16 protein-coding genes are annotated in these 19,069 nt (G+C 70.2%); 8 read left to right on the top strand and 8 right to left on the bottom strand.

What is annotated here, in order from left to right; all coding sequences use genetic code 11:
- Window positions 1–15 precede the first annotated feature (15 nt).
- Both ACIBSV_RS33170 and ACIBSV_RS33165 read left to right on the top strand, forming a co-directional pair.
- Complete coding sequence (locus ACIBSV_RS33170) at window positions 16–318, top strand: hypothetical protein (RefSeq protein WP_395869671.1); 303 nt, start codon at window positions 16–18, stop codon at window positions 316–318.
- Window positions 315–1,781: a sodium:solute symporter gene (locus tag ACIBSV_RS33165; RefSeq protein WP_395869669.1), complete on the top strand. Its 1,467-nt coding sequence runs from the start codon at window positions 315–317 to the stop codon at window positions 1,779–1,781. Before ACIBSV_RS33170 ends, ACIBSV_RS33165 begins: the two co-directional genes overlap by 4 nt.
- An 89-nt stretch (window positions 1,782–1,870) precedes the next feature.
- Here the strand turns inward: ACIBSV_RS33165 and ACIBSV_RS33160 are convergent, their stop codons facing one another.
- A complete protein-coding gene (locus tag ACIBSV_RS33160; protein WP_395869667.1) occupies window positions 1,871–3,472 on the bottom strand; it encodes an alpha/beta hydrolase in 1,602 nt (533 codons plus the stop codon).
- Between the two features lie 333 nt (window positions 3,473–3,805).
- On the opposite strand from ACIBSV_RS33160, the gene ACIBSV_RS33155 reads away from it, so the two are divergent.
- The gene (locus ACIBSV_RS33155) at window positions 3,806–4,657 is read left to right on the top strand and encodes an alpha/beta fold hydrolase (RefSeq protein ID WP_395869665.1); all 852 of its coding nucleotides are present in this window, start codon (window positions 3,806–3,808) and stop codon (window positions 4,655–4,657) included.
- A gap of 307 nt (window positions 4,658–4,964) precedes the next feature.
- Window positions 4,965–5,564, top strand: coding sequence for a dihydrofolate reductase family protein (locus ACIBSV_RS33150; protein ID WP_395869663.1), 600 nt, complete (start codon window positions 4,965–4,967; stop codon window positions 5,562–5,564).
- A 175-nt stretch (window positions 5,565–5,739) separates the two neighbouring features.
- On the opposite strand, the gene ACIBSV_RS33145 is transcribed toward ACIBSV_RS33150, so the two are convergent.
- The 3 genes from ACIBSV_RS33145 to ACIBSV_RS33135 form a co-directional block, all read right to left on the bottom strand.
- Window positions 5,740–6,666 (bottom strand): MerR family transcriptional regulator, encoded by a 927-nt coding sequence (locus ACIBSV_RS33145; RefSeq protein ID WP_395869661.1) that lies wholly within the window; start codon window positions 6,664–6,666, stop codon window positions 5,740–5,742.
- Between the two features lie 104 nt (window positions 6,667–6,770).
- The gene (locus ACIBSV_RS33140; RefSeq protein WP_395869659.1) at window positions 6,771–6,923 is read right to left on the bottom strand and encodes a hypothetical protein; all 153 of its coding nucleotides are present in this window, start codon (window positions 6,921–6,923) and stop codon (window positions 6,771–6,773) included.
- A gap of 157 nt (window positions 6,924–7,080) precedes the next feature.
- A complete protein-coding gene (locus tag ACIBSV_RS33135) occupies window positions 7,081–7,731 on the bottom strand; it encodes a hypothetical protein (RefSeq protein WP_395869657.1) in 651 nt (216 codons plus the stop codon).
- 307 nt (window positions 7,732–8,038) lie between these two features.
- On the opposite strand from ACIBSV_RS33135, the gene ACIBSV_RS33130 reads away from it, so the two are divergent.
- From ACIBSV_RS33130 to ACIBSV_RS33115, 4 genes are all read left to right on the top strand, one after another.
- A complete protein-coding gene (locus tag ACIBSV_RS33130) occupies window positions 8,039–11,344 on the top strand; it encodes a BTAD domain-containing putative transcriptional regulator (protein WP_395869655.1) in 3,306 nt (1,101 codons plus the stop codon).
- A 494-nt stretch (window positions 11,345–11,838) separates the two neighbouring features.
- Entirely contained in the window at window positions 11,839–12,645 is an 807-nt protein-coding gene (locus ACIBSV_RS33125; protein ID WP_395869653.1) for a MerR family transcriptional regulator, read from the top strand.
- Complete coding sequence (locus tag ACIBSV_RS33120) at window positions 12,642–13,631, top strand: BtrH N-terminal domain-containing protein (protein ID WP_395869651.1); 990 nt, start codon at window positions 12,642–12,644, stop codon at window positions 13,629–13,631. Before ACIBSV_RS33125 ends, ACIBSV_RS33120 begins: the two co-directional genes overlap by 4 nt.
- A 132-nt stretch (window positions 13,632–13,763) precedes the next feature.
- The gene (locus tag ACIBSV_RS33115) at window positions 13,764–14,873 is read left to right on the top strand and encodes a pyridoxal-phosphate dependent enzyme (protein ID WP_395869649.1); all 1,110 of its coding nucleotides are present in this window, start codon (window positions 13,764–13,766) and stop codon (window positions 14,871–14,873) included.
- 483 nt (window positions 14,874–15,356) lie between these two features.
- Here the strand turns inward: ACIBSV_RS33115 and thpD are convergent, their stop codons facing one another.
- The 4 genes from thpD to ectA all read right to left on the bottom strand — a co-directional run bounded on the left by thpD (window position 15,357) and on the right by ectA (window position 18,573).
- Window positions 15,357–16,259 carry an ectoine hydroxylase gene (gene thpD, locus ACIBSV_RS33110; protein WP_395869647.1) on the bottom strand — a complete coding sequence of 301 codons (903 nt, stop codon included), beginning with the start codon at window positions 16,257–16,259 and terminating at the stop codon, window positions 15,357–15,359.
- A complete protein-coding gene (locus ACIBSV_RS33105; RefSeq protein ID WP_395869646.1) occupies window positions 16,256–16,654 on the bottom strand; it encodes an ectoine synthase in 399 nt (132 codons plus the stop codon). Before ACIBSV_RS33105 ends, thpD begins: the two co-directional genes overlap by 4 nt.
- Before the next feature lie 45 nt (window positions 16,655–16,699).
- Window positions 16,700–17,953 (bottom strand): diaminobutyrate--2-oxoglutarate transaminase, encoded by a 1,254-nt coding sequence (gene ectB / locus ACIBSV_RS33100; RefSeq protein WP_395869644.1) that lies wholly within the window; start codon window positions 17,951–17,953, stop codon window positions 16,700–16,702.
- Between the two features lie 83 nt (window positions 17,954–18,036).
- Complete coding sequence (gene ectA / locus ACIBSV_RS33095) at window positions 18,037–18,573, bottom strand: diaminobutyrate acetyltransferase (RefSeq protein WP_395869642.1); 537 nt, start codon at window positions 18,571–18,573, stop codon at window positions 18,037–18,039.
- Window positions 18,574–19,069: the final 496 nt, after the last annotated feature.

Here is a 19,069-nt window from a genome sequence, read left to right as displayed (position 1 = left end):
CTCCAGGGAGCCCCGATGAGAAAACGCCACGCCGCATGGGCCGCGCTGCCCGTGCTCGCCTTCTTCGCAACTCCCTACCTGCCGTTCGTCAACGGCCCGCACCTGTGGCTCGGCCTGCCCTCGGTACTGGTCTGGGCCGTCCTGTGGACCGTCGGCTGCACCGTCGCGCTGTTCGCGATCGAGCGCTACGCCGATCACCCCGAGGACGACGACGAGGACGTCGAGCACGAGGTCGACGTCGAGCACGGGGACGACCTCGAGCACGACGGCGCCGGGTCCGCCACGAAGGCCGCAGCCGCATCGGAGATCACGTCGTGAACAGCACCATGGTCATCACCGTGCTCGGCATCGTGGCACTCGCCGCGATCGGCGTCGGCGCCCGTCGGCCGGCCAAGGGCGAACTGGGCGAATGGACCGTCGGCAACCGGCGCTTCTCGGCCATGACCTCGTGGTTCCTCCAGGCCGGCGAGTCCTTCACCACCTTCAGCTTCCTGGGTCTGGCCGGTCTCGCCTTCGGGGGTGGCGTGGCGGCCACCTACGCGCTCGGCTATCTCGCCATTTCCCTCGTCACGATGTACTTCATCGGCCCGCGGACCTGGCGACTGGGCCGCGACCGCGGCTACCTGACCCAGGCCGACTTCTTCGCCGACCGCTTCGCCAGCCCGCTGCTGGGCAAGGTGGTCGCGGTGGTCGGCGCGGTGTTCCTGCTGCCGTACCTGCAGTTGCAGATCACCGGCCTGGGGCTGATCGTGCAACTGGCCACCGGCAGCAAGGCCGGCGGCCACCTGAGCATGGTGCTCGCGACCGTCCTGACCGCGGGCTTCGTATTGTGGTCCGGCATCCGGGGCATCGCCCGCGTGGCGTACGCCAAGGACGTGCTCATGGTCGTCGCGCTCGTCGCGCTCCTGATCGCGGTGCCGATGTCGGTCACCGGCGGGTTCGCGCACATCTTCGACACCGTCCGGGACAGCCACGCGTCATTGCTGACGGTCGGCGGCGACTACGACAAGACCTGGTACACCACCGCGCTGCTGATCAGCGCGATCGGATCGGGCCTGAACACGATGCCGCACCTGTGGCCGCCCGTGCTCTCCGCGCGCAGCGCACGCGCCCTGCGGCAGAACTACATCTGGCTCCCGCTGTACCAGGTCGCCTTGGCGGTCCCGGTGATCGTGGGATTCGCGGCCGTGCTCGAACTCTCGCCGGACAGCGCCGGCAACGGCGTGCTGCTGACCATGGCCGGGCACTCGATGCCCGGTTGGCTCGTCGGCGTGGTCGCGGTCGCCGCGGCCGCCGCCGCGATGGTGCCGTCGGCGGCCATCGTGATGGGCATCTCGACCCTGGTGTCGCACAACCTGGTGCCCGTACGCGGCGAGCGCAACCGACTCCGGGTCAACCACGCGTGCGTAGTGCTCGCGTCCGGCCTCGCCCTGATCCTGGCGCTGGGCCGCCCGGGACTGCTCGCCAACCTGCTGCTGCTCACCTACGGCGGTCTGTCGCAACTGGCGCCGGCCACGGTGATGGCGCTGCGCCGGCGCAACCCGCAGGCCGCGATGCCCGCGCTCCTGGGCATCACGACGGGCATCGGCGTACTGAGCTGGCTGACGTTCGCCCATGTCGACGTGGGGAGTTGGGACGCGGGGTTGATCGCCCTGGCACCCAATCTCGCGGTCACCCTCGCGGCGCACCTGCTGTGGCCGCGGCGCCCGGTCGCGGAGTCGATACCCGAGCACGCGGACCGCGCGCCGCGGAAGCCGAGGCCGGCCGCCGCGGGAGTGTGAGCGCACCCGATCGAGACCCGCCGTGACCGGATCTGCCTTCCGGTCACGGCGGGTTCGCCACGACGACGGGGCGATCTCGCCCGCTTCGTCTACTTCGCGTCCGTGCACCGTGTTCCGGCCGCCGGGAGGCTGCCGTCCACGAGGTAGGCGATGACGTTCGCGTCGACGCACTTGCTGCGGCCGAACGCGCCGTGGCCTTCGCCCTCCAGGGTCAACAGCGTCGCGTGCGCGAGATCCTTGGCCAGCTTCTCGGAAGCGGCGTACGGGGTGGCCGGGTCGCCCGTCGTGCCGACGACCAGGATCGGCGCGGCGCCCTCGGCCCGGATCACGTGCGGCTTCTCGGGCGTCCGATACGGCCAGAACTCGCAACCGGGACCCTCGATGTCGGATGCGACGGTGTCCTTCGAGAACAGCGGTGCGTCGGCCTTGAGCTTCGCCAGGACCTGCTGGATCGCCTCGGGGGAGGGAGCGGGAGCGGCGCCGTCGGCACAGCGGATCGCCGCGCGCGAGTCCGAGCCGTTGTCGTAGTGACCCTTCTTGTCCCGGCCCAGGTAGTTGTCCGCGTAGAACAACAGCGCGCTGCCGTCCTTGCCGTTCATGGCCACGGTCAATGCCTCGCGCAGGTACTTCCACGAGGTTTCCTTGTTGCCGTACAACAGGCTCTTCGCGCCCGCCCAGCCGAGACTGGAGGTGAGTTTGCGGCCCTGGCTCGCGGTACGCAGGGGGTTGTCCTGCAACTTGTCGAGGAAGTCGGCGCCGATCTCGGCGGCCCGGTCCGGGTTGCCGCCCAGCGGGCAGCCCTTGCGGGCGGCGCAATCCGCGGCGAACGCGCGGAACGAGCGCTCGAAGCCGATGGTCTGGTCGATGGCCGCGTCGAGTTTGTCGGCCGCCGGGTCCACCACGGCGTCCAGGACGAGGCGGCCCACCCGGTCGGGGAACTCCTCGGCGTACAGCGAGCCGAGGTAGGTTCCGTAGGAGACGCCGAGGTAGTTGAGCTTGTCGTCACCGACCGCACCGCGCAGGACGTCCATGTCGCGAGCCGCATTGCGGGTGCCCACGAACGGGAGCAGGTCACCGGACTTTTCCTGGCAGGCGGCGGAGAACGCCTTGCCGCTCCGCTCGCCGTGCGCCTTGCGCTCGATCGGATCGTGCGGCGAGTCCTGGGCGTTGCGCTCGTCCCGGGTCTTGTCGTCCAGGCAGCGCACGGGCGAACTGTCGGCGACACCGCGCGGGTCGAAGCCGAGGACGTCGTAGCGGTCGTGCAGGACGCCGTCGAACTCGGTGAACGCGTACTTGACGAAGTCCTGGCCGGAGCCGCCGGGGCCGCCGGGGTTGAGCACGAGCGAGCCGATCCGCTGATCGGGCTTGGCGGCCGGATGTTGCATCACGGCGATGTCGAGCGACTTGCCGTCGGGAGCGGTGTAGTCCAGCGGGACCTTGAAGGTCCCACACCGGAATTCGCCCTCGTCCTTCTTGGGAGTCGCCGGATCGTCCTGGCACGCCTGCCACGAGATCTTCTGCTCGTAGAAGGAACGCAGCGCGGGGTCCGCCGCTCCCTTGGGCTTCGCCGGCGGTGGGGTGGGCGCCGGCGGCGCGGTCGTCACCGGTGTGGGAACGGGCTTCGCGACGGCGGTGTCGGACGCCCTGTCGCCGGCGCCGGAGGTGCACCCCGCGGCCACGAGCAAGGCCACGGCCACGGGTATGGAACGGCGGAAGGACGCCGCTCGAAAGGGAGTGATCACAGCTCAAGGACTACCACTCGGCGCTTCGGCGGCGCACGGCGATATCCCGCGTCGGACGAACGCATCGCTCGGGGCGGCGTGCCGGCACGCGGCCGGATGCACTCGACCCGGCGTACCGCGACCCGTGCGCCGGGCTGCACGGCCACGGTGAGCAGTGGGTGATCGAAAAGAAGTTCCGGGATGGCGATGAGTTTTCCGGGTGGGCCCGGTCTGATCAATCACAGCGTTCGCAGCGGGAACGAGAGCGACGCGAGACGCCGGAACACAGACACGGGAGCTTCCATGGCCACCACGCACACCGTCACCTCCGCCGACGGCACCACCATCGTGTACGACCGGCACACGCCCGCGGGTGACAGCAGGGGGACGGTGATCCTCGTCGGCGGCGCCTTCAGCTACCGGGGGTTCCCGAAGATGGTGGAACTGGCGCGGTTGTTGGTCGCTTCGTACGGGCTGACCGTCGTCGACTACGACCGTCGCGGTCGTGGTGACAGCGGCGACACCCCGGGGCGCCACGATGTCGCGCAGGAGATCGACGACCTGGCCGCGGTGGTCGCCGCCGAGGGTGGCTCGGCGGCGCTGTTCGGCTGGTCCTCGGGCGCGGGCCTGGCGCTGCGGGCCGCCGCCTCGGGGCGAATTCCCGGGATCGGTCGGGTGGTTGCCTTCGAGCCGCCGTTCGTCGTCGACCGCACCCGCCATGTGCCGCCGGCGGACCTGGGCGAGACCCTGCACGCACTGGTCGCCGCCGACCGACGCGGCAAGGTCGTGCGGTACTTCATGACCAAGGCGATGGGCATTCCCGCCCCGTTCGTGGGGCTGATGCGGATCACTCCGATGTGGTCCAAGCTCACGGCGGTGGCCGGCTCCACGCCGCACGACTGGGCGGTGATGGGCGAGTACATGCGCGGCGAGCCGCTCGACCCCGCCGACTGGGCGGGCGTACGGGTGCCGGTGCTGGTGCTCTCCGGCGCGCGCAGCGACGCGCTGCTGCGTACCGCGGCCCGGGCCGCCACCGCGGTGCTGCCCGATGCCCGGCACATCGAGATCCCGAAGCTCAGCCACAACCCGAACGTCGGGCTGCTGGCCCCGCCCGCCGGCGAGTTCCTCACCAACCAGTCGGCGCCGACGGGCTGATCGCCACAGCCCTTCCCGGGGGCGTTCAGCGACAGGTCATTGCAACGTTTGATGTGTAGTGTTTGCGTTCGGCGGCATTTCATTGCAACGATGTAACCTGCGATGACCTGGGAAAATAGTGGAAACTGGCGGTCTTGTCGATTGACCTTCCGGTGAATGCAACTTAGCGTTTCCCCAGCTGGAAAACGGAAGGTCCCGGATCGCGAGTTGCGGAGGCGGCGCGATCCAACGCGCCCTGGCACCCGTCCCGGTGACCACCGCACCGACTACCCGATGTCGCCACCACGAGAAAAAGCGAGATGCTCAAATGCGCATTGTGATTGCCGAGTTCGTCAGCCTCGACGGTGTCGTACAGGCACCGGGCCACCCGGACGAGGACACCGACGGCGGCTTCGCCCACGGCGGTTGGACCCACCCCTACTTCGACCCGGCGGTGATGGGCAAGGCCCTGGCCGAATGGAGTGCCGGTACCGGGGCCATGCTGTTCGGCCGCAACACCTGGCAGGTCATGGCAGCCGCCTGGCCGGAGCGCGCGGGCGACCCGTTCGCCGACCACATGAACAACGTCACCAAGTACGTGGTGACCAATACGCTCACCGACGACGACCTGACCTGGAACAACACCATCCGCATACCGGGCGACCAGGCCCTGGAGCAGATCGGGAAGCTGCGCGAGATCGACGGCGGCGACCTGGTCGTCACCGGCAGCGCCTCGCTCGCCCGTACTCTCATCGCCGAAGGACTCGCCGACGAACTCCGCCTGATGATCATGCCGGTGCTGCTCGGTGGCGGAAAGACGATCTACCCGGCCGACGGCGCCCTGCGCGCCTTCGACCTCGTCTCCACCGTCACCAGCGGCACCGGTGTCCACGTGGCCACCTACCGGGCCAAGGCCGCCGGCGCCTGACCGCCGATCACCCGTCCTGGGGACGGGTGATCGGCGCCGGGCCGAACCGGGGCCCTCCCGCGCGGCATGCGCTCGCGCATGGCCGCACGGGAGGCCCCTTCTCGGTTCCCGGCTCGGAAAACACACCGGTGGTCCGATACCCGAGTTCGAACCGGTGGGCCGCCCGGCCCTCCGCTCAAAGGTTGCGGTCCTTGCGCAGCGCCTGGAGCAGCCAGGTGAAGTCCGGGAGCAGACCGGGCAGCACGTGCCAGTCGTTGATGACCCACACCAGCCGCCAGTACCGCTCCACGCGCGGATCATCGATCCGTTCGAGGTGTCGGATCGTCCAGGCCGGCAGTTCCGCGTCGGGCACGTGCGGGTACGCGCGCGCGAGCACATGGAGGATGCCCTCGACGACGGGTTCGGCCGCCGCGCCGAGTGGGTCGATGCCCGCTTCCTTCGCAGCGGTGATCCGCTCGCGGAGGGCCTCCAGTACCTCGTCGGAGATGCCGGTATCGGCCCGGTCGCCCTCGCGTGCGGCCGACTTGCGCATGCGGTCGCGGAAATCCTCGTCGCCGATGAGCTCGTTGAGCTCGACCCACGCCCGAACCTGCTCGGGAGAGGGATCGTCGGGGAGGTCGGGGGCGGCGGCGCGCACCATGGTCGCCAGATCGAGGTAGGCGGGTTCGGTGCCGAAGGTGGCGCCGATGAAGTCGTCGATCAAGCGTCGGCGTTCGGTCGCGGTCAGTCGGGTGAGCTTGTGCATGAGGTTGGTCTCCTCCGGGCTGGAGCCATGGGTGGCCACGACTCGCAGGACACTTCGACGCAGCCGCAACGTCCGGATCTGTACGTCGACGGCGTCGAGGTGGACCGCCGCGACCTCCGCCACCGACACCTTGCGGTCCAGCACCCGACGGATCGTGGCGAGGTCCAGGCCCAACTCCCGCAGCGTGCGGACCAGGTCCAGGCGCAGCAGTGCGTCGAGGTCGTAGAGCCGGTAGCCGGCGGGGCTACGACCCGAGAACGGCACCAATCCCGAGTCGGAGTAGAAGCGGATGGTCTTCACCGACAGTCCGGTGCGTCGGGCGACTTCCCCGATCGCATGCAGGGCCACGTCGTTCATGTCCCTCATCCTGGCGTCTCCCCTCACTGGAGACTCAAGGACTTTTTGCCACCGCCCCGCCGGGCCGGCTCGCGTATTGCGCGTGCGACCTCGGCTTCGGGAGGTCAGGGAGGAGGGTCCAGGATCAGGTCGAGGGACAACGTGCCGCCCGTTCCGGTAAACGTGCCGACCGGACGGAAGCCGGTCTTCATCGGGACCGGGCTGATCGCGGTGCTCGGTCGGGCCGAGTCGTCGTCTGGTGTCGCCGTCTCGGTCATGGCTGCGGGGCTGGTTGCCCCGGCCTGTGGGTGACCGGGGGCCAGGGGTTTGTCGCCGGAGATGGGCAGGGTGCGGATGGTGGTTTTGCGCTGTGCGGGGGGCGGGGCTGCGGAGGGAAAGGGTTCTTGTGGCGCTATGGGACCCGGGACTGTGCGGTCACCGATTCTCGATGGTCAGGGTGACCGGGAGTCCCTTCCGGATGCGGCGCAGCAGGCGGCCGCCGTGTACCCTCGGCGCGTCGAAGCCGCGGCGGTCGTCGGCATCGTCGGGGTCCTCGTCGGTGACCAGGACCTCGGGGACGAGCAGCGCGGCCGGATCGCGGTCCTGGGCGAGTTCGAGGTACGAGGGGGCGATCACGCCGCCGTGTAGTTCGCCGCCGACGAGGTCGGGGGAGAACTCGGCGGACAGGACCGTCACGGTCGCCCGCAGGTCGCCGTGGATCATGACGAGTTTGTCGGTCATGTTGCCGATGAAGGCGTCCACGTGCACGGTTCCCTGGACCAGGAGCTTGGCGTCGCCTTCGAGGTAGATGTTCCCGGCGCGTAGATCGCCCAGCACGATCAGTGCCGGGCAGCCGTCGTCCACATTGACGACATTGCCGTCGACGGTCAGATCGCCGTCGATGACGTAGCCCGTGCCGGTGGGTTCGGCCTCGTCCAGGTCGAAGTGGCCGGGTATCGAGGCGTTGCCCTCGTGTACGTCGTACGTCTCGTTGTACAGGTTCCCGTACGAGGATTCGGGGAACTCCCGCCGCTCGAAGAGTGCGACGGTTTCCGTCCAGTCGTGCGGGGTGCTTCGCAAGGTCATGGCGCGCACTGTTGCACACCTCCCGGACAGTCGGGGGTCGCCGGAGCCGGGGCTTCCTTCGATCGGCATCCGCGTTTCGCGTTGGGTGTCCCTCGGTACGCCACGCCGCTTTCGGTCGGCTCTCGGTTCGGGCTCGGCGGGCTCGCGGCGCGTCCGGCTCGTCCGGGTCGGCTTGTGGTTCGGTTGCCGGTCCGCTTCCGGGCTCGTACCGCGCGGCTCCCGCCCTTCCGCGCCGGCTCCCGACCCGTGCTCGGCGCTCGCCGCGCCGTCCCGTCCGCCGCCGGGTGCCGTCGACTAACCTGGCCGTATGCGTTTCGGGGTGCTGGGTTCGCTCGGCGTGTGGTCGGATGACGGCTCGGAGAGCAAGGTCCCCGAGTCGAAGGCCCGCGCCCTTCTCGCGTGTCTCCTGGTGCATCGGGGGCGCCCGGTCTCCGCGGACCGACTCGTCGAGGACCTGTGGGGGGCAAGGCCACCGAGCGATCCCCCGGGAGCGCTGCAGACGAAGGTGTGGCGACTGCGGCGCGCGCTGGAGGACGCCGAGCCGGGCGGACGGCTCCTGGTGGTCTCGCGCCCGCCGGGGTACGAGCTGCGGGTCGGACCCGACGCGGTCGACGCGGACCGTTTCCAGGAGCTGCTCGGGCGGGCGCGGGCGGTCGCCGATCCGCGGACCCGGGCCGCCGTGCTGGCGGACGCGCTGGCGCTGTGGCGCGGTCCCGCGTTCGCCGACTTCGCCGACGAGGAGTTCACCCGCACCGCGGCGACCCTGCTCGAGGAGCAGCGGCTGACCGCGTTGGAGGAACAAGCCGAAGCCCGCCTCGAACTCGGCGAACACGCCCTCGTCGCAGACGAGTTGAGTGACCTGGTCGTCCTGCACCCGCTGCGCGAGCGGATGCGCGCCGCACACGTGCGGGCGCTGTATCTGGCCGGTCGCCAGGACGCGGCCCTGCGCAGCCACGCGGATCTGCGTACCCGGCTGGCCGAGGAACTGGGGCTCGACCCGGGGCCCGAACTGACCGCCCTGCACCACGCGATCCTCACCCAGGACCTCGCCCCGGCCGCCCCACCCGCGCCGGCCGCCCCTTCCAGCCGCCCGCCGAACAACGTGCCGGCCCTGCCGGCCGCACTGATCGGCCGCGACGAGGCGGTCGCCGAACTGCGACTGCTGTCGGCCGCGCACCGGCTGGTGACGCTCACCGGCCCCGGCGGCGTCGGCAAGACGCAGCTCGCGCTGGCGACCGCCGCGCAGCTCGGCGCGACGTTTCCCGCCGGCATCCACCTGGCGGAGTTCTCCGCGCTCGAACCGACATCCGCCACCACTCGGACCGGTGCGTGGGCCGAGGTCGACGAGGTGGTCGGTGCGGTGCTCGGAGTGCGGGACGACACCATCCGCCCCGGGGACGAGCCGCTGTCGTCGGCCGCGCGCGTCGCGCACGCGCTGGGGGACCGGCCGGCCCTGTTGATCTTCGACAATTGCGAGCATGTCGCCGAACCCGTGGCCGAGTTGGCCGAACAACTGCTGAAGGCGGCCCCGGGCCTGCGCATCCTGGCCACCAGCCAGGTGCCGCTCGGCATCACCGGCGAGCAGCTGTGGGAGGTACCGCCGCTGCGGCAGCCTGCGTCCGCCGAAGGGCTGAGCGCGGCAGACGTACTCCGGTTCGGCGCGGTGGAGTTGTTCGTGGCGCGGGCCACCGCGTCCGCACCCCGTTTCGTCCTGGACGACAGCACCCTGGACGCGGTGGTGTCGATCTGCCGGCGCCTGGACGGCCTTCCGCTGGCCTTGGAGATGGCCGCGACGCGGGTACGGGCGCTGGGGGTACACGAGTTGGCCGCCCGCCTGGACGACCGTTTCCACCTGCTGGCGGTGGGTGCGCGCCGCGCCCCGGCCCGGCAGCGGACGTTGCGGGCGGTGATCGACTGGAGCTGGGACCTGCTCGGCGACCGGGAACAGGCGGTGCTGCGGCGCCTGGCCGTACACGCGGACGGGTGCACGCTCGCCGCCGCGGAGGAACTCTGCACCGGGGACGGCGTGGACCGGGCGGAGGTGCTCGACCTGGTGGCCCGGCTGGTGGACTGTTCGCTGGTGGTGATGACCGAGAGCCCGGGCGCCGAAGGACCCCGCTATCGGATGCTGGAGTCGGTGGCCGCGTACGCCGCGGAACGACTGGTGGAATCCGGCGAGTCCGCGGTCTACCGGCGCAGGCACCGCGCCTACTACACGGCGCTGGCCGAGCGGGCCGAGCCGCACCTGCGCGGCCACGAGCAGCGCCGATGGCTGCGCCGGCTGGACATCGAGAACGCGAACCTGCGCTCCGCGCTGGACGGCGCCGTGCGGGCCGGGGACGCCGACTGCGCGCTGCGCCTGGTGAACGCGCTGGCCTGGTACTGGTGTCTGCGTGGACGCAACAACGAGGCCCAACGCTCCCTCGCCGCGGCCCTGTCGGTCGATACGGATGCCCCCGCCGGGTCGGTGGCCGAGGCGACGGCCTGGCTGGGCGGTGTCACGCTGGCGCTCCGCGGCAGCGCGGACCCCGTCGGCGAGTACCGCGCCGCGCTGCGGCCGTACGAAACCGTCGACGACCCGCCGGCCCGGGCCCGGGCACAGTGGTTCGTGGCGTCCAACCTGTACGGCGTCGGTGATTCCTCGCCGAGCCTGCACCTGGTCGAGTCCGCGCTCGCGACGTTCCGATCGATCGGCGACCGGTGGGGCACGGCCGCGGCGCTCGCCGGCCTGGCCTTCCACGCGAAGCTGCGTGGGGACTTCGGCGTGCTGCGCGGCCATGGTGAGCGGAGCCTGGAGCTGTTCCGGGAACTGGGCGACCAGTGGGGGCAGTTGCGGGCCATGGTGCCGCTGCAGACGCTGGCCGAGGTGATGGGCGACTACGAACGCGCCGGGCGGCTGCACCGCGAGGGGCTGCGGATGGCCGAGGACCTCGGGCTGTGGCCGGAGGTGTCCTTCCAACTCTCGGGCCTGGGACGCGTCGCCATGCTCACCCGGGACTACCCGGGAGCCCGGGAGTTCCACGAGCGGGCCAAGCGGGTCGCGGTCGCGCAGGCGGACACCTTCGGCGAGCAGTACGCGGAGATCGGACTCGGGATGGGGGCCCGCCGCGCGGGTGACCTGGACGCCGCCGAGGAGCACATGCGGAATGTGCTGGAGGTGCACCGGCGGATGGGGTACGAGCCGAGCCTGCCGGCGTTGATCCTGGCCGAGCTCGGGTTCGTCGCCGAGCTGCGGGGCGAGACGGCGACGGCCCTGGAGTTGCAGCTCGAGGGTCTGTCCGCGGCCCGAGCATCCGGGGACCCCCGGGCGGTTGCGCTGGCGCTGGAGGGCCTGGCCGGCGCACAGGTGTCGGGGGGCCACGCCGACCACGCGGCGCGGCTGCTCGGCGCGGCTGCGGCGGCCCGCCGCTCGGTCGGTATCCCGTTGCCCGAGGGCGAACAGGACGACGTGGTCCGCATCACGGCGCGGGCCCGCGACATCCTGGGCGACGCGCGCTTCGACGCCGCGTACGGCACGCATGTCCCCTGGGACGGCACGTCGAGCGTGGACGCCCTCCTCGCCGACCCGTCCCTCCCCGACACCGCCCGAACGCGGACACCGAGCGACGAGTGAAGGCGGTCGAAGGCGGCCACGCCCCACCCGCCGATGGAACACGGCGGTCCGACACCCGCCGGGAATTCGGCCGTTGTCGCCCGCCGTGGCGGGATTGCGGCCGGGACGCCCGACACCCGCCGACCGGACCCCGTGTCGGGGGCGGTCGGCGGGTGTCGGCGCGCGGGGCGGTCGGCCGGCGGCGGGCCGGACGAGAGGACGAGGTCGCAGACCTGCTGCGCGCGGTGCGGAAGGAGATGGGTGCCGAAGCACCGCTCGACTGCTTTCCGCCGAGTACGGGAAACCCGCCGAGGTGGCCGGCCTGGTCCGGCGTGTGCGCACCGCGACGGACCGGATCGATCTGCTCGTCGACAACGCCCGATGCCCCGGAGCGCGCACCCGGACCGTGAACGTTGCGGGCACCGAACCCACCTTCCGGACCAACTACCCGGCTCCCGCGCAACCGACGGACGGGCGGTGGACTCTCCCCCCGTGGGAGAGTCCACGATGGTGGTGTGCACGACGAACTTCTCACCATCGGGCGCTTCGCCCGCCTGTGTCGGCTCAGTGTCAAGCAGCTCCGGCACTACGACGAACTGGGACTGCTGGCACCGGCCCACGTGGACGCCGGCTCCGGGTATCGCTACTACGCGCCCGAACAGGCCCGGGACGCCCTGACCATCGGCCTGCTGCGGGACATGGATCTGCCGCTGGCCGTCATCGCCCGGGCGCTGGTTGCCGAGCCCGCCTCCAGGGCGCGGATCCTGGGTGCGGAACGGGATCGGCTGGCCGAGCGGATCAGCAGGGACCGGGCACGGCTGGAGATGCTGGAACGCCTGGTCGAAGGCGGCCTGCCCGGCTATGAGGTGACGATGGGCAGCGAGCCGGAGCGCCGGTTGGCGGTGGTACGAGCGGTCTGTGCCCCGGAGGGGATCGGAGCGACGATCGCGGAGTGCGTGGGTCGGTTGTTGCCCGCACTCGTCGGGGCCGAAATCGCCTGGGAGCCACCGTTGTGGGCCCTGTACCCGCTGGATTTGGAAGACCGGATGGAGATCGCCCTCGGGGCGCATACGCCGCACGGGAAGGGCGTGCCCGGTCCGGAGTTCGAGGTGTTGCCCGGCGGCCCGGTGGCCGAGACCGTGCACATCGGGCCCTACACCCAACTGCCGCTGGCCTACAACGCGCTCTTCGCCGCCATCCACGAGCGGGGGCTGCGCCCGCGGGCGCCCGTACGCGAGGTCTATCTCGTCGCGCCGGCCGAGGCACCGCAAGAAGAGCTGATGACCCGGTTGATCATCCCCGTCCAGGAGGACACGGCATGACCACGCTCGAAGACATCGACATCCGCGGAATGCGGCACTGCGAGACGACAGCCCTGGGAGTGCTGTTGCGGCACCAGGGACTCGATCTGTCCGAGCCCATGCTCTTCGGGCTCGGCTCGGGTCTGTCCTTCATCTACTGGGACGGCAAGAATCTGGACTTCCCGTTCCTCGGCGGACGGGTCAAGCCCTTCGAGCTCACCAGGAACCTGGCCGAAAGACTCGACCTGGAACTCCTGGTCCAGGAGACCACCTCGCCGCGCAAGGCATGGGAGAACGTGGCTGCCTCCATCGACGCGGGTCGCCCCGTCGGATTGCAGCTGGACAGCTACCACCTGGACTACTTCGCGTCGAAGGTGCACTTCGGCGCCCATGTCGTGGCGATGTACGGCTACGACGACCACGACGCGCACCTGGTGGACACCGACCAGCAGGGCGGAGCGGTATCCACCAGCCTGATCAGCCTCGCCCGGGCCAGAGCCGCGCGCGGCCCGATGACCGCCAGGCACCGATCCTTCACCCTCACCGTGCCCGAGAACCCGCCCTCGGTGCAGGACCTGGTCATTCCCGCCATCACGGTCTGCGCCCACGCCTTCCTCAACCCGCCGATCGCCAACCTGGGTCACCGGGGCATCGAGAAGGCAGGCAAGCTGATACCCGGTTGGCTCCAGCGCACGGACACCCCGCGACGGGATCTGCCCCAGGCCGCCGTCCTGATGGAGAGGGCCGGGACCGGCGGCGCGCTGTTCCGCAATCTCTACCGCGACTTTCTCGCCGAGTGCGCGCAATGGATCGACAGCGGCCGGCTGCGCACCGGCCTCGCGCTGTACACGGAGGCAGCCATCATGTGGACGGAAGCGGCGGAACTGATCACGAAGGCCGGTGAATCGGGCGACGGAGGATGCCTTGCGCAGGCCGGCGCCGTCGTCGGCGATCTGGCCCGCATCGAGCGTGAGGCCATGCAGGCGCTGAGTCGCCTGCGGGAGTGAGGCGTCGGCCGCGGCGTGCCGCTGCCCGCGTTCTACGCCGGATGCCCGATGCCCGATCGGAGCAGAGGCCCGGCGCCCGATTGGACTGAGCGTCCAATGTTAGACTTCCCGTCCAATGCGAGGAAGGTGAACATGGACGTCTATCTCGACCCCCGCTCCGGCCGGACCTACCCACTCGACGCGCTGCGTTGGCAAGGCGACGACGGCGCGCCGCTGTTGGTCGGGCCGCGGCCGGGCATCGGGCCGAAGGACATCGAGACCTCCACGCGCTCCCTGTGGCGCTACCGCGCCGCGCTCCCGGGAGACGTCACCCGACCGGTGTCGCTCGGCGAGGGGTGCACCCCGCTGATCGAAAGGCGCTGGGGGGAACGGGAGGTGCACTTCAAGCTCGAATGGTTCAACCCGAGCGGCAGCTTCAAGGATCGCGGAACCAGCGTGATGATGTCGCTGCTCGCCCAGCGCGGAGTGCGGTCGGTACTCGAGGACAGCTCCGGCAACGGGGGCTCCTCGGTGGCGGCCTACTGTGCCGCCGCCGGCATCCGAGCCCGGATCCTGGCCCCGGAGGGCACGTCCGCGGCGAAGGTGTTGCAGGCCCGTGCGTACGGTGCCGAGGTGGTGCTCGTGCCGGGCGGTCGGGCGGCCGCCGGGGAGCAGGCGATGCGCGAGGCGCGAACCACCGCGTACGCCGGCCACAACTGGCACCCCCTCTTCCTCGAGGGCACCAAGACCTTGGCGTACGAGATGTGGGAGGACCTGGGCTTCGCCGCACCGGACGTCGTCGTCACCGTCGCCGGCGCGGGCAGCATCGTACTGGGATGCGATCTGGGCTTCGGCGAGTTGCTCGACGCGGGTCACATCGACCGGCGCCCTCGGCTGCTGGTCGCCCAACCCGAACGATGCGCGCCCATCCACGCGGCGTTCCACGGCGGCCCCGCCGTCGACGTCGGGCCCACGATCGCCGAGGGCACGGCCATCGAGTCGCCCATCCGTCTACCGGAAATCGTGGACGCGATCCGGCGATCGGGCGGCGACACCGTGGCGATCCCGGAGGACGACATCATCGGGGCGACCCGCCGACTGGCGGGCATCGGCCTCTACGCTGAGCCGACCTCGGCCTCGGCCGCCGCCGCGATCGACGCCTTCACCGCCAAGGGCGCGATCCGGCCCGGCGACAGGGTCGTGGTCGTCCTGACCGGATCGGGCCTCAAGGCCGCCGCCGCGATGGCGAGTGTGTTCCCGTGACCGAGACGAACCGCTGCCCTGCGAGGCCGAGAGAACGACCCCCGGCCCCCCCACACAGTGACTGATGCCCACGCCGGCGGCGTCCAGCAGGCACAACAACTGCTGCGCGCCGCTGCACGCACCCGCGACGACACCCTCCGATCCGGGCCGCGCCGCGTTGGCGAAGCCGAATCCGACCCCGCCCGGCACCGCCGTCCCGCGATCGGGACCGATCACCGACAACCTGCGTCGCGCCGCCTCCTTCCATGAGCCGCACCTCGTGCGCAAGCCCTCGCTGTTCCGTGCCGGCGGTTACCGAAAGTGCGACCCGAAACGGCGGCCGGCCCACGCCTCTCGGGGGTCGGCCGCCATTCCGGAGCGGAGCCGGAACGCGTCGGCCCGCCCCGGCGGGTCGCCGGGGCGGGTGCGGGCTCGGGCCGGTGACCCTTCGTCGGGGGCGCCGGGTGATGCGGTATCCGGGTTTCGGGACCCTGGGCGGGAGGGTCAGGTGACGGGACGCGTGCGGGCGGCGATGAAGTCGGGGCGGGGGGCCGGGGCCGCGTAGGGGGTGGTCAGGGCGTTGTCGACGCTGTTGTAGACGATGAACAGGTTGCTGCGGGGGAACGGGGTGATGTTCTCCGCGGAGCCGTGCATGCAGTTGCTGTCGAACACGGTCGCCGAGCCCGCCGGACCCGTGATCACCGAGATGCCGTGTCGGTCCGCGAGTTCGGTCAGCGAGTCCGGGTCGGGTGTGCCGATCTCCTGGCGACGCAAGGAGGTTCGGTAGTGACCGTGCGGCGTCTCGCCCGGACACGCGACGAACGTACGATGCGAGCCCGGCATGATCATCAACGCGCCGTTGTGTACGTGGTTCTCGGTCAGCGCGATCGAGATGCTCACGGCCCGCATCGCGGGCATGCCGTCCTCGGCGTGCCAGGTCTCGAAGTCGGAGTGCCAGTAGAAGCCGGAGCCGTCGAAGCCGGGCTTCAGGTTGGCGCGGCTCTGGTGGATGTACACGTCCGATCCGAGGATCTGGCGGGCCCGGCCCACCAGCCGTGGATCGTGGACGAGTTCGCGCAGCAGCGGACTGATCCGGTGGACCTCGAAGATCGACCGCACCGCCTCGGATGCGGGCTCGATGACGGTACGTTCGTCCGCGCGAACCTCGGGATCACCGCATAGCCTGGTCAACTCGGCGCGCAGCGCGACGATTTCGTCCGGTTCGAGCAACTGCTCGACCGTGACGAATCCGTCCCGCTCGTAGCCGCGGAGTTCGTCCCGGCCCATCGGGCCCTCGAACGAGTCGGCCCACACGACGGGTTCGCGTCGTTCGAGGCGCAGCGAGTCGGTGACCTGCCGGGTGGGATAGAGGTCGACCGAGGGATGGTTGAGCGGGTGGATCGTCATGCGCCCGCCTCCTCGTGCAGCAGCGGGTACACCCCGTTCTCGTCGTGCGTCTCGCGGCCCGTGCACGGCGGGTTGAACACGCACACCATCCGGATGTCGGTCTTCGGCCGCATGGTGTGCCGTTCGTGACCGTCGAGCAGGTAGGTCGTGCCCGGTGTGATCAGGTACGTCCGGCCGGTCTCCTCGTCGGTGAGTTCGCCCTCGCCGGAGGTGCAGAAGACCGCCTCGATGTGATTGGCGTACCACATCGAGGTCTCGGTACCTGCGTACATCACCGTTTCGTGCAGGGAGAAGCCGACGCCCTCCTTCGCGAGGACGATGCGGCGACTGCGCCACGTGTCCGCGACGACGTCGCGGTCGGTGCCGTCGAGTTCGTCCAGTGTGCGAACGATCATCGTGCTGGTCCTTCCGTTGTGGTCGGTGGCGTAAGGGGGTTCAGTTCAGGCGGCGGCACGGACGGCGCGGACGGCGTTCGCGAGGATCCCCATGCCCTCGTCGAGTTCGTCCTCGGTGGTGGTCAGGGCGGGCATCAGCTTGACCACCTCCGACTCGAAACCGGAGGTCTCGACCAGTAGTCCGTCCTCGAAGGACCGTGCGCACACGGCGTCGGCGAAGGAGGTGTCGGCGAAGGTCAGGCCCTGGATGAGGCCGCGACCGCGTCGGGAGGCGCCGAGCTCGGCATGTTCGGTGACGATGTCGACGAGGTGACGCTCGATCAGTTCGCCCTTGAGCGTGGTCTGTTTCTCCAGCGATCCGTCCGCCCACAGATCCAACGCCGCGGTGGCGGTGACGAAGGCAGGGTTGTTGCCGCGGAAGGTGCCGTTGTGTTCGCCGGGCTCCCACACGTCCAGGTCGCGGCGGAACAGGGTGAGTGCCATCGGCAGGCCGTAGCCACCGATCGACTTCGACAGGCACACGATGTCCGGGGTGATCCCGGCCGGTTCGAAGCTGAAGAACGGACCCGTGCGACCACAGCCCATCTGCACGTCGTCCACGATCAACAGGATGTCGTGGCGCCGACACAGGTCGGCCAGTGCGCGCAGCCACTCGAAACGGGCGACGTTGACGCCGCCCTCGCCCTGCACAGTCTCCACGATCACCGCGGCGGGCAGGTTCAGGCCGCTGCCGCCATCGGTGAGCAGGCGTTCCAACCAGATGAAGTCGGGCAACTGCCCGTCGAAGTAGTTGTCGTACGGCATCGGTGTGGCGTGCACCAGCGGAATACCGGCTCCGGCGCGCTTCTTCGCGTTGCCCGTGACCGCGAGCGCGCCCAGGGTCATGCCGTGGAACGCGTTGGTGAACCCGATCACGGCCTCACGCCCGGTCACCTTGCGGGCCAGCTTGAGCGCGGACTCCACGGTGTTGGCGCCGGTGGGGCCGGGAAACTGCACCTTGTAGTCCAGGCCGCGCGGCTCCAACACCACCTCGTCGAAGCGCTCCAGGAACGTGCGTTTCGCCACGGTGGACATGTCCAGGCTGTGCGTGACCCCGTCGCTCTCCAGGTAGTCGAGCAACGCGCGCTTGAGCAGTGGGTGATTGTGGCCGTAGTTCAGCGCGCCCGCTCCGGCGAAGAAGTCCAGGTAGGTGCGGCCGTTCTCGTCGTGCATCCGGCTGCCGCGCGCGTGGGTGAACACCGTCGGCCAGCTCCGGCAGTAGCTGCGGACCTCGGACTCGAGAGTTTCGAAAACAGTCATGTTTCTCCTGGATCGCATGGTCGAGGGCAGCGGCGAGCCACGTCCGACGGTGCCGCCCCCTCCGGTTCGGGGCCTGTCGGGGGTCAGGCGGCTGCGGTGAACGGGCCTACCCGAAAGAGGACTTCGTCGGCGTGCCCATCCGGGAAGAGCGCCGCGCGAAAGAGTTCGGTACGACTCACGCCCGCCCCGTGTTCGCGTCCCAGCGCGGTGAACAGCGCGATGGACGCCGAGTTGTCGAGGGTGATCGTGGTCTCCAGGCGGGTTTGCCCATGCGGTAGGCGCCGCCGCATCAACGCGGTCAGCATGCGCGTGGCCAGTCCTTGCCCCCGGGCGGATTCGGCCACCGCGACCTGCCACACCATGAGCGTGTCCGGCAGACCGGGTCTGACGTAGCCGGTCACAAAGCCCAGGACCCGGGAGTCGTGGTCACGGGCGACGATCGAGGTCGCCGCGAAGTCCCGGCACCAGAGCAGATAGCTGTACGAGGAGTTGAGATCCAGCGATCCGCTGTCGCGGGCGAGCTGCCACAGCGCAGCGCCGTCGCGCAGCTCGGGTGGACCCATCGAGACGACGGGATGTGCGGATTCCGTTTCGGCGAAGAATTTCGTTTCGGCGGACATGCGGATCGAACCTACCGAGGCGCTCTCGGTGGACCGGAAGGACGGACCTTCCCCGCCTGGGCACCTCTTCGTAATCTTCGGGTGCACGCGCGCACGTTGCCCGGAAGTCGGAAGCCAAACCTCCGGTCGGCGCGCGCTCGACAGCGCCTGCCCTCGGACCGCAGATACTTCGAACTCGGTGGCGATATGCTGGAAGATCTTCTCCGGAATCGGAATACGGCGAGAGATTCTGCGTGAATACCCAAGGATCACCATCGGGCAACACGTCGATAACGTGTCGTGATCATCGCAGAGAGCAAGGATTGGCGATGACGGCGCCGGCGATTGTGAGCATGCTCATAATCTTGACTGCGGCAACGACTGTCGGCGCTCGTCTCGCTCTCGCCGGCGCTCGGTGCCGTCGCGCTCGCCTCGCCCCTTTTTCGCGGCTCCCAAATTTCCGAGGCCCGCGGGACATGCCGAGCGACCTCGGAGGGCGTGGGGTTGCGGACGCTGC

Source organism: Embleya sp. NPDC050154, assembly GCF_044460165.1.
In the GTDB taxonomy this organism is placed as follows: domain Bacteria; phylum Actinomycetota; class Actinomycetes; order Streptomycetales; family Streptomycetaceae; genus Embleya.
The sequence above is the reverse complement of the archived record's forward strand: the minus strand, read 5'-3'. Positions and strand labels throughout refer to the sequence as shown.

Coding starts and splice junctions, on each gene's coding strand:
- ACIBSV_RS33120 (WP_395869651.1), top strand. CDS start 12,642: ATGACCACGCTCGAAGACATCGACATCCGCGGAATGCGGCACTGCGAG.
- ACIBSV_RS33130 (WP_395869655.1), top strand. CDS start 8,039: ATGCGTTTCGGGGTGCTGGGTTCGCTCGGCGTGTGGTCGGATGACGGC.
- thpD (WP_395869647.1), bottom strand. CDS start 16,259: ATGACGATCCACCCGCTCAACCATCCCTCGGTCGACCTCTATCCCACC.
- ACIBSV_RS33150 (WP_395869663.1), top strand. CDS start 4,965: ATGCGCATTGTGATTGCCGAGTTCGTCAGCCTCGACGGTGTCGTACAG.
- ectA (WP_395869642.1), bottom strand. CDS start 18,573: ATGTCCGCCGAAACGAAATTCTTCGCCGAAACGGAATCCGCACATCCC.
- ACIBSV_RS33105 (WP_395869646.1), bottom strand. CDS start 16,654: ATGATCGTTCGCACACTGGACGAACTCGACGGCACCGACCGCGACGTC.
- ACIBSV_RS33140 (WP_395869659.1), bottom strand. CDS start 6,923: ATGACCGAGACGGCGACACCAGACGACGACTCGGCCCGACCGAGCACC.
- ectB (WP_395869644.1), bottom strand. CDS start 17,953: ATGACTGTTTTCGAAACTCTCGAGTCCGAGGTCCGCAGCTACTGCCGG.
- ACIBSV_RS33145 (WP_395869661.1), bottom strand. CDS start 6,666: ATGAACGACGTGGCCCTGCATGCGATCGGGGAAGTCGCCCGACGCACC.
- ACIBSV_RS33135 (WP_395869657.1), bottom strand. CDS start 7,731: ATGACCTTGCGAAGCACCCCGCACGACTGGACGGAAACCGTCGCACTC.
- ACIBSV_RS33170 (WP_395869671.1), top strand. CDS start 16: ATGAGAAAACGCCACGCCGCATGGGCCGCGCTGCCCGTGCTCGCCTTC.
- ACIBSV_RS33155 (WP_395869665.1), top strand. CDS start 3,806: ATGGCCACCACGCACACCGTCACCTCCGCCGACGGCACCACCATCGTG.
- ACIBSV_RS33115 (WP_395869649.1), top strand. CDS start 13,764: ATGGACGTCTATCTCGACCCCCGCTCCGGCCGGACCTACCCACTCGAC.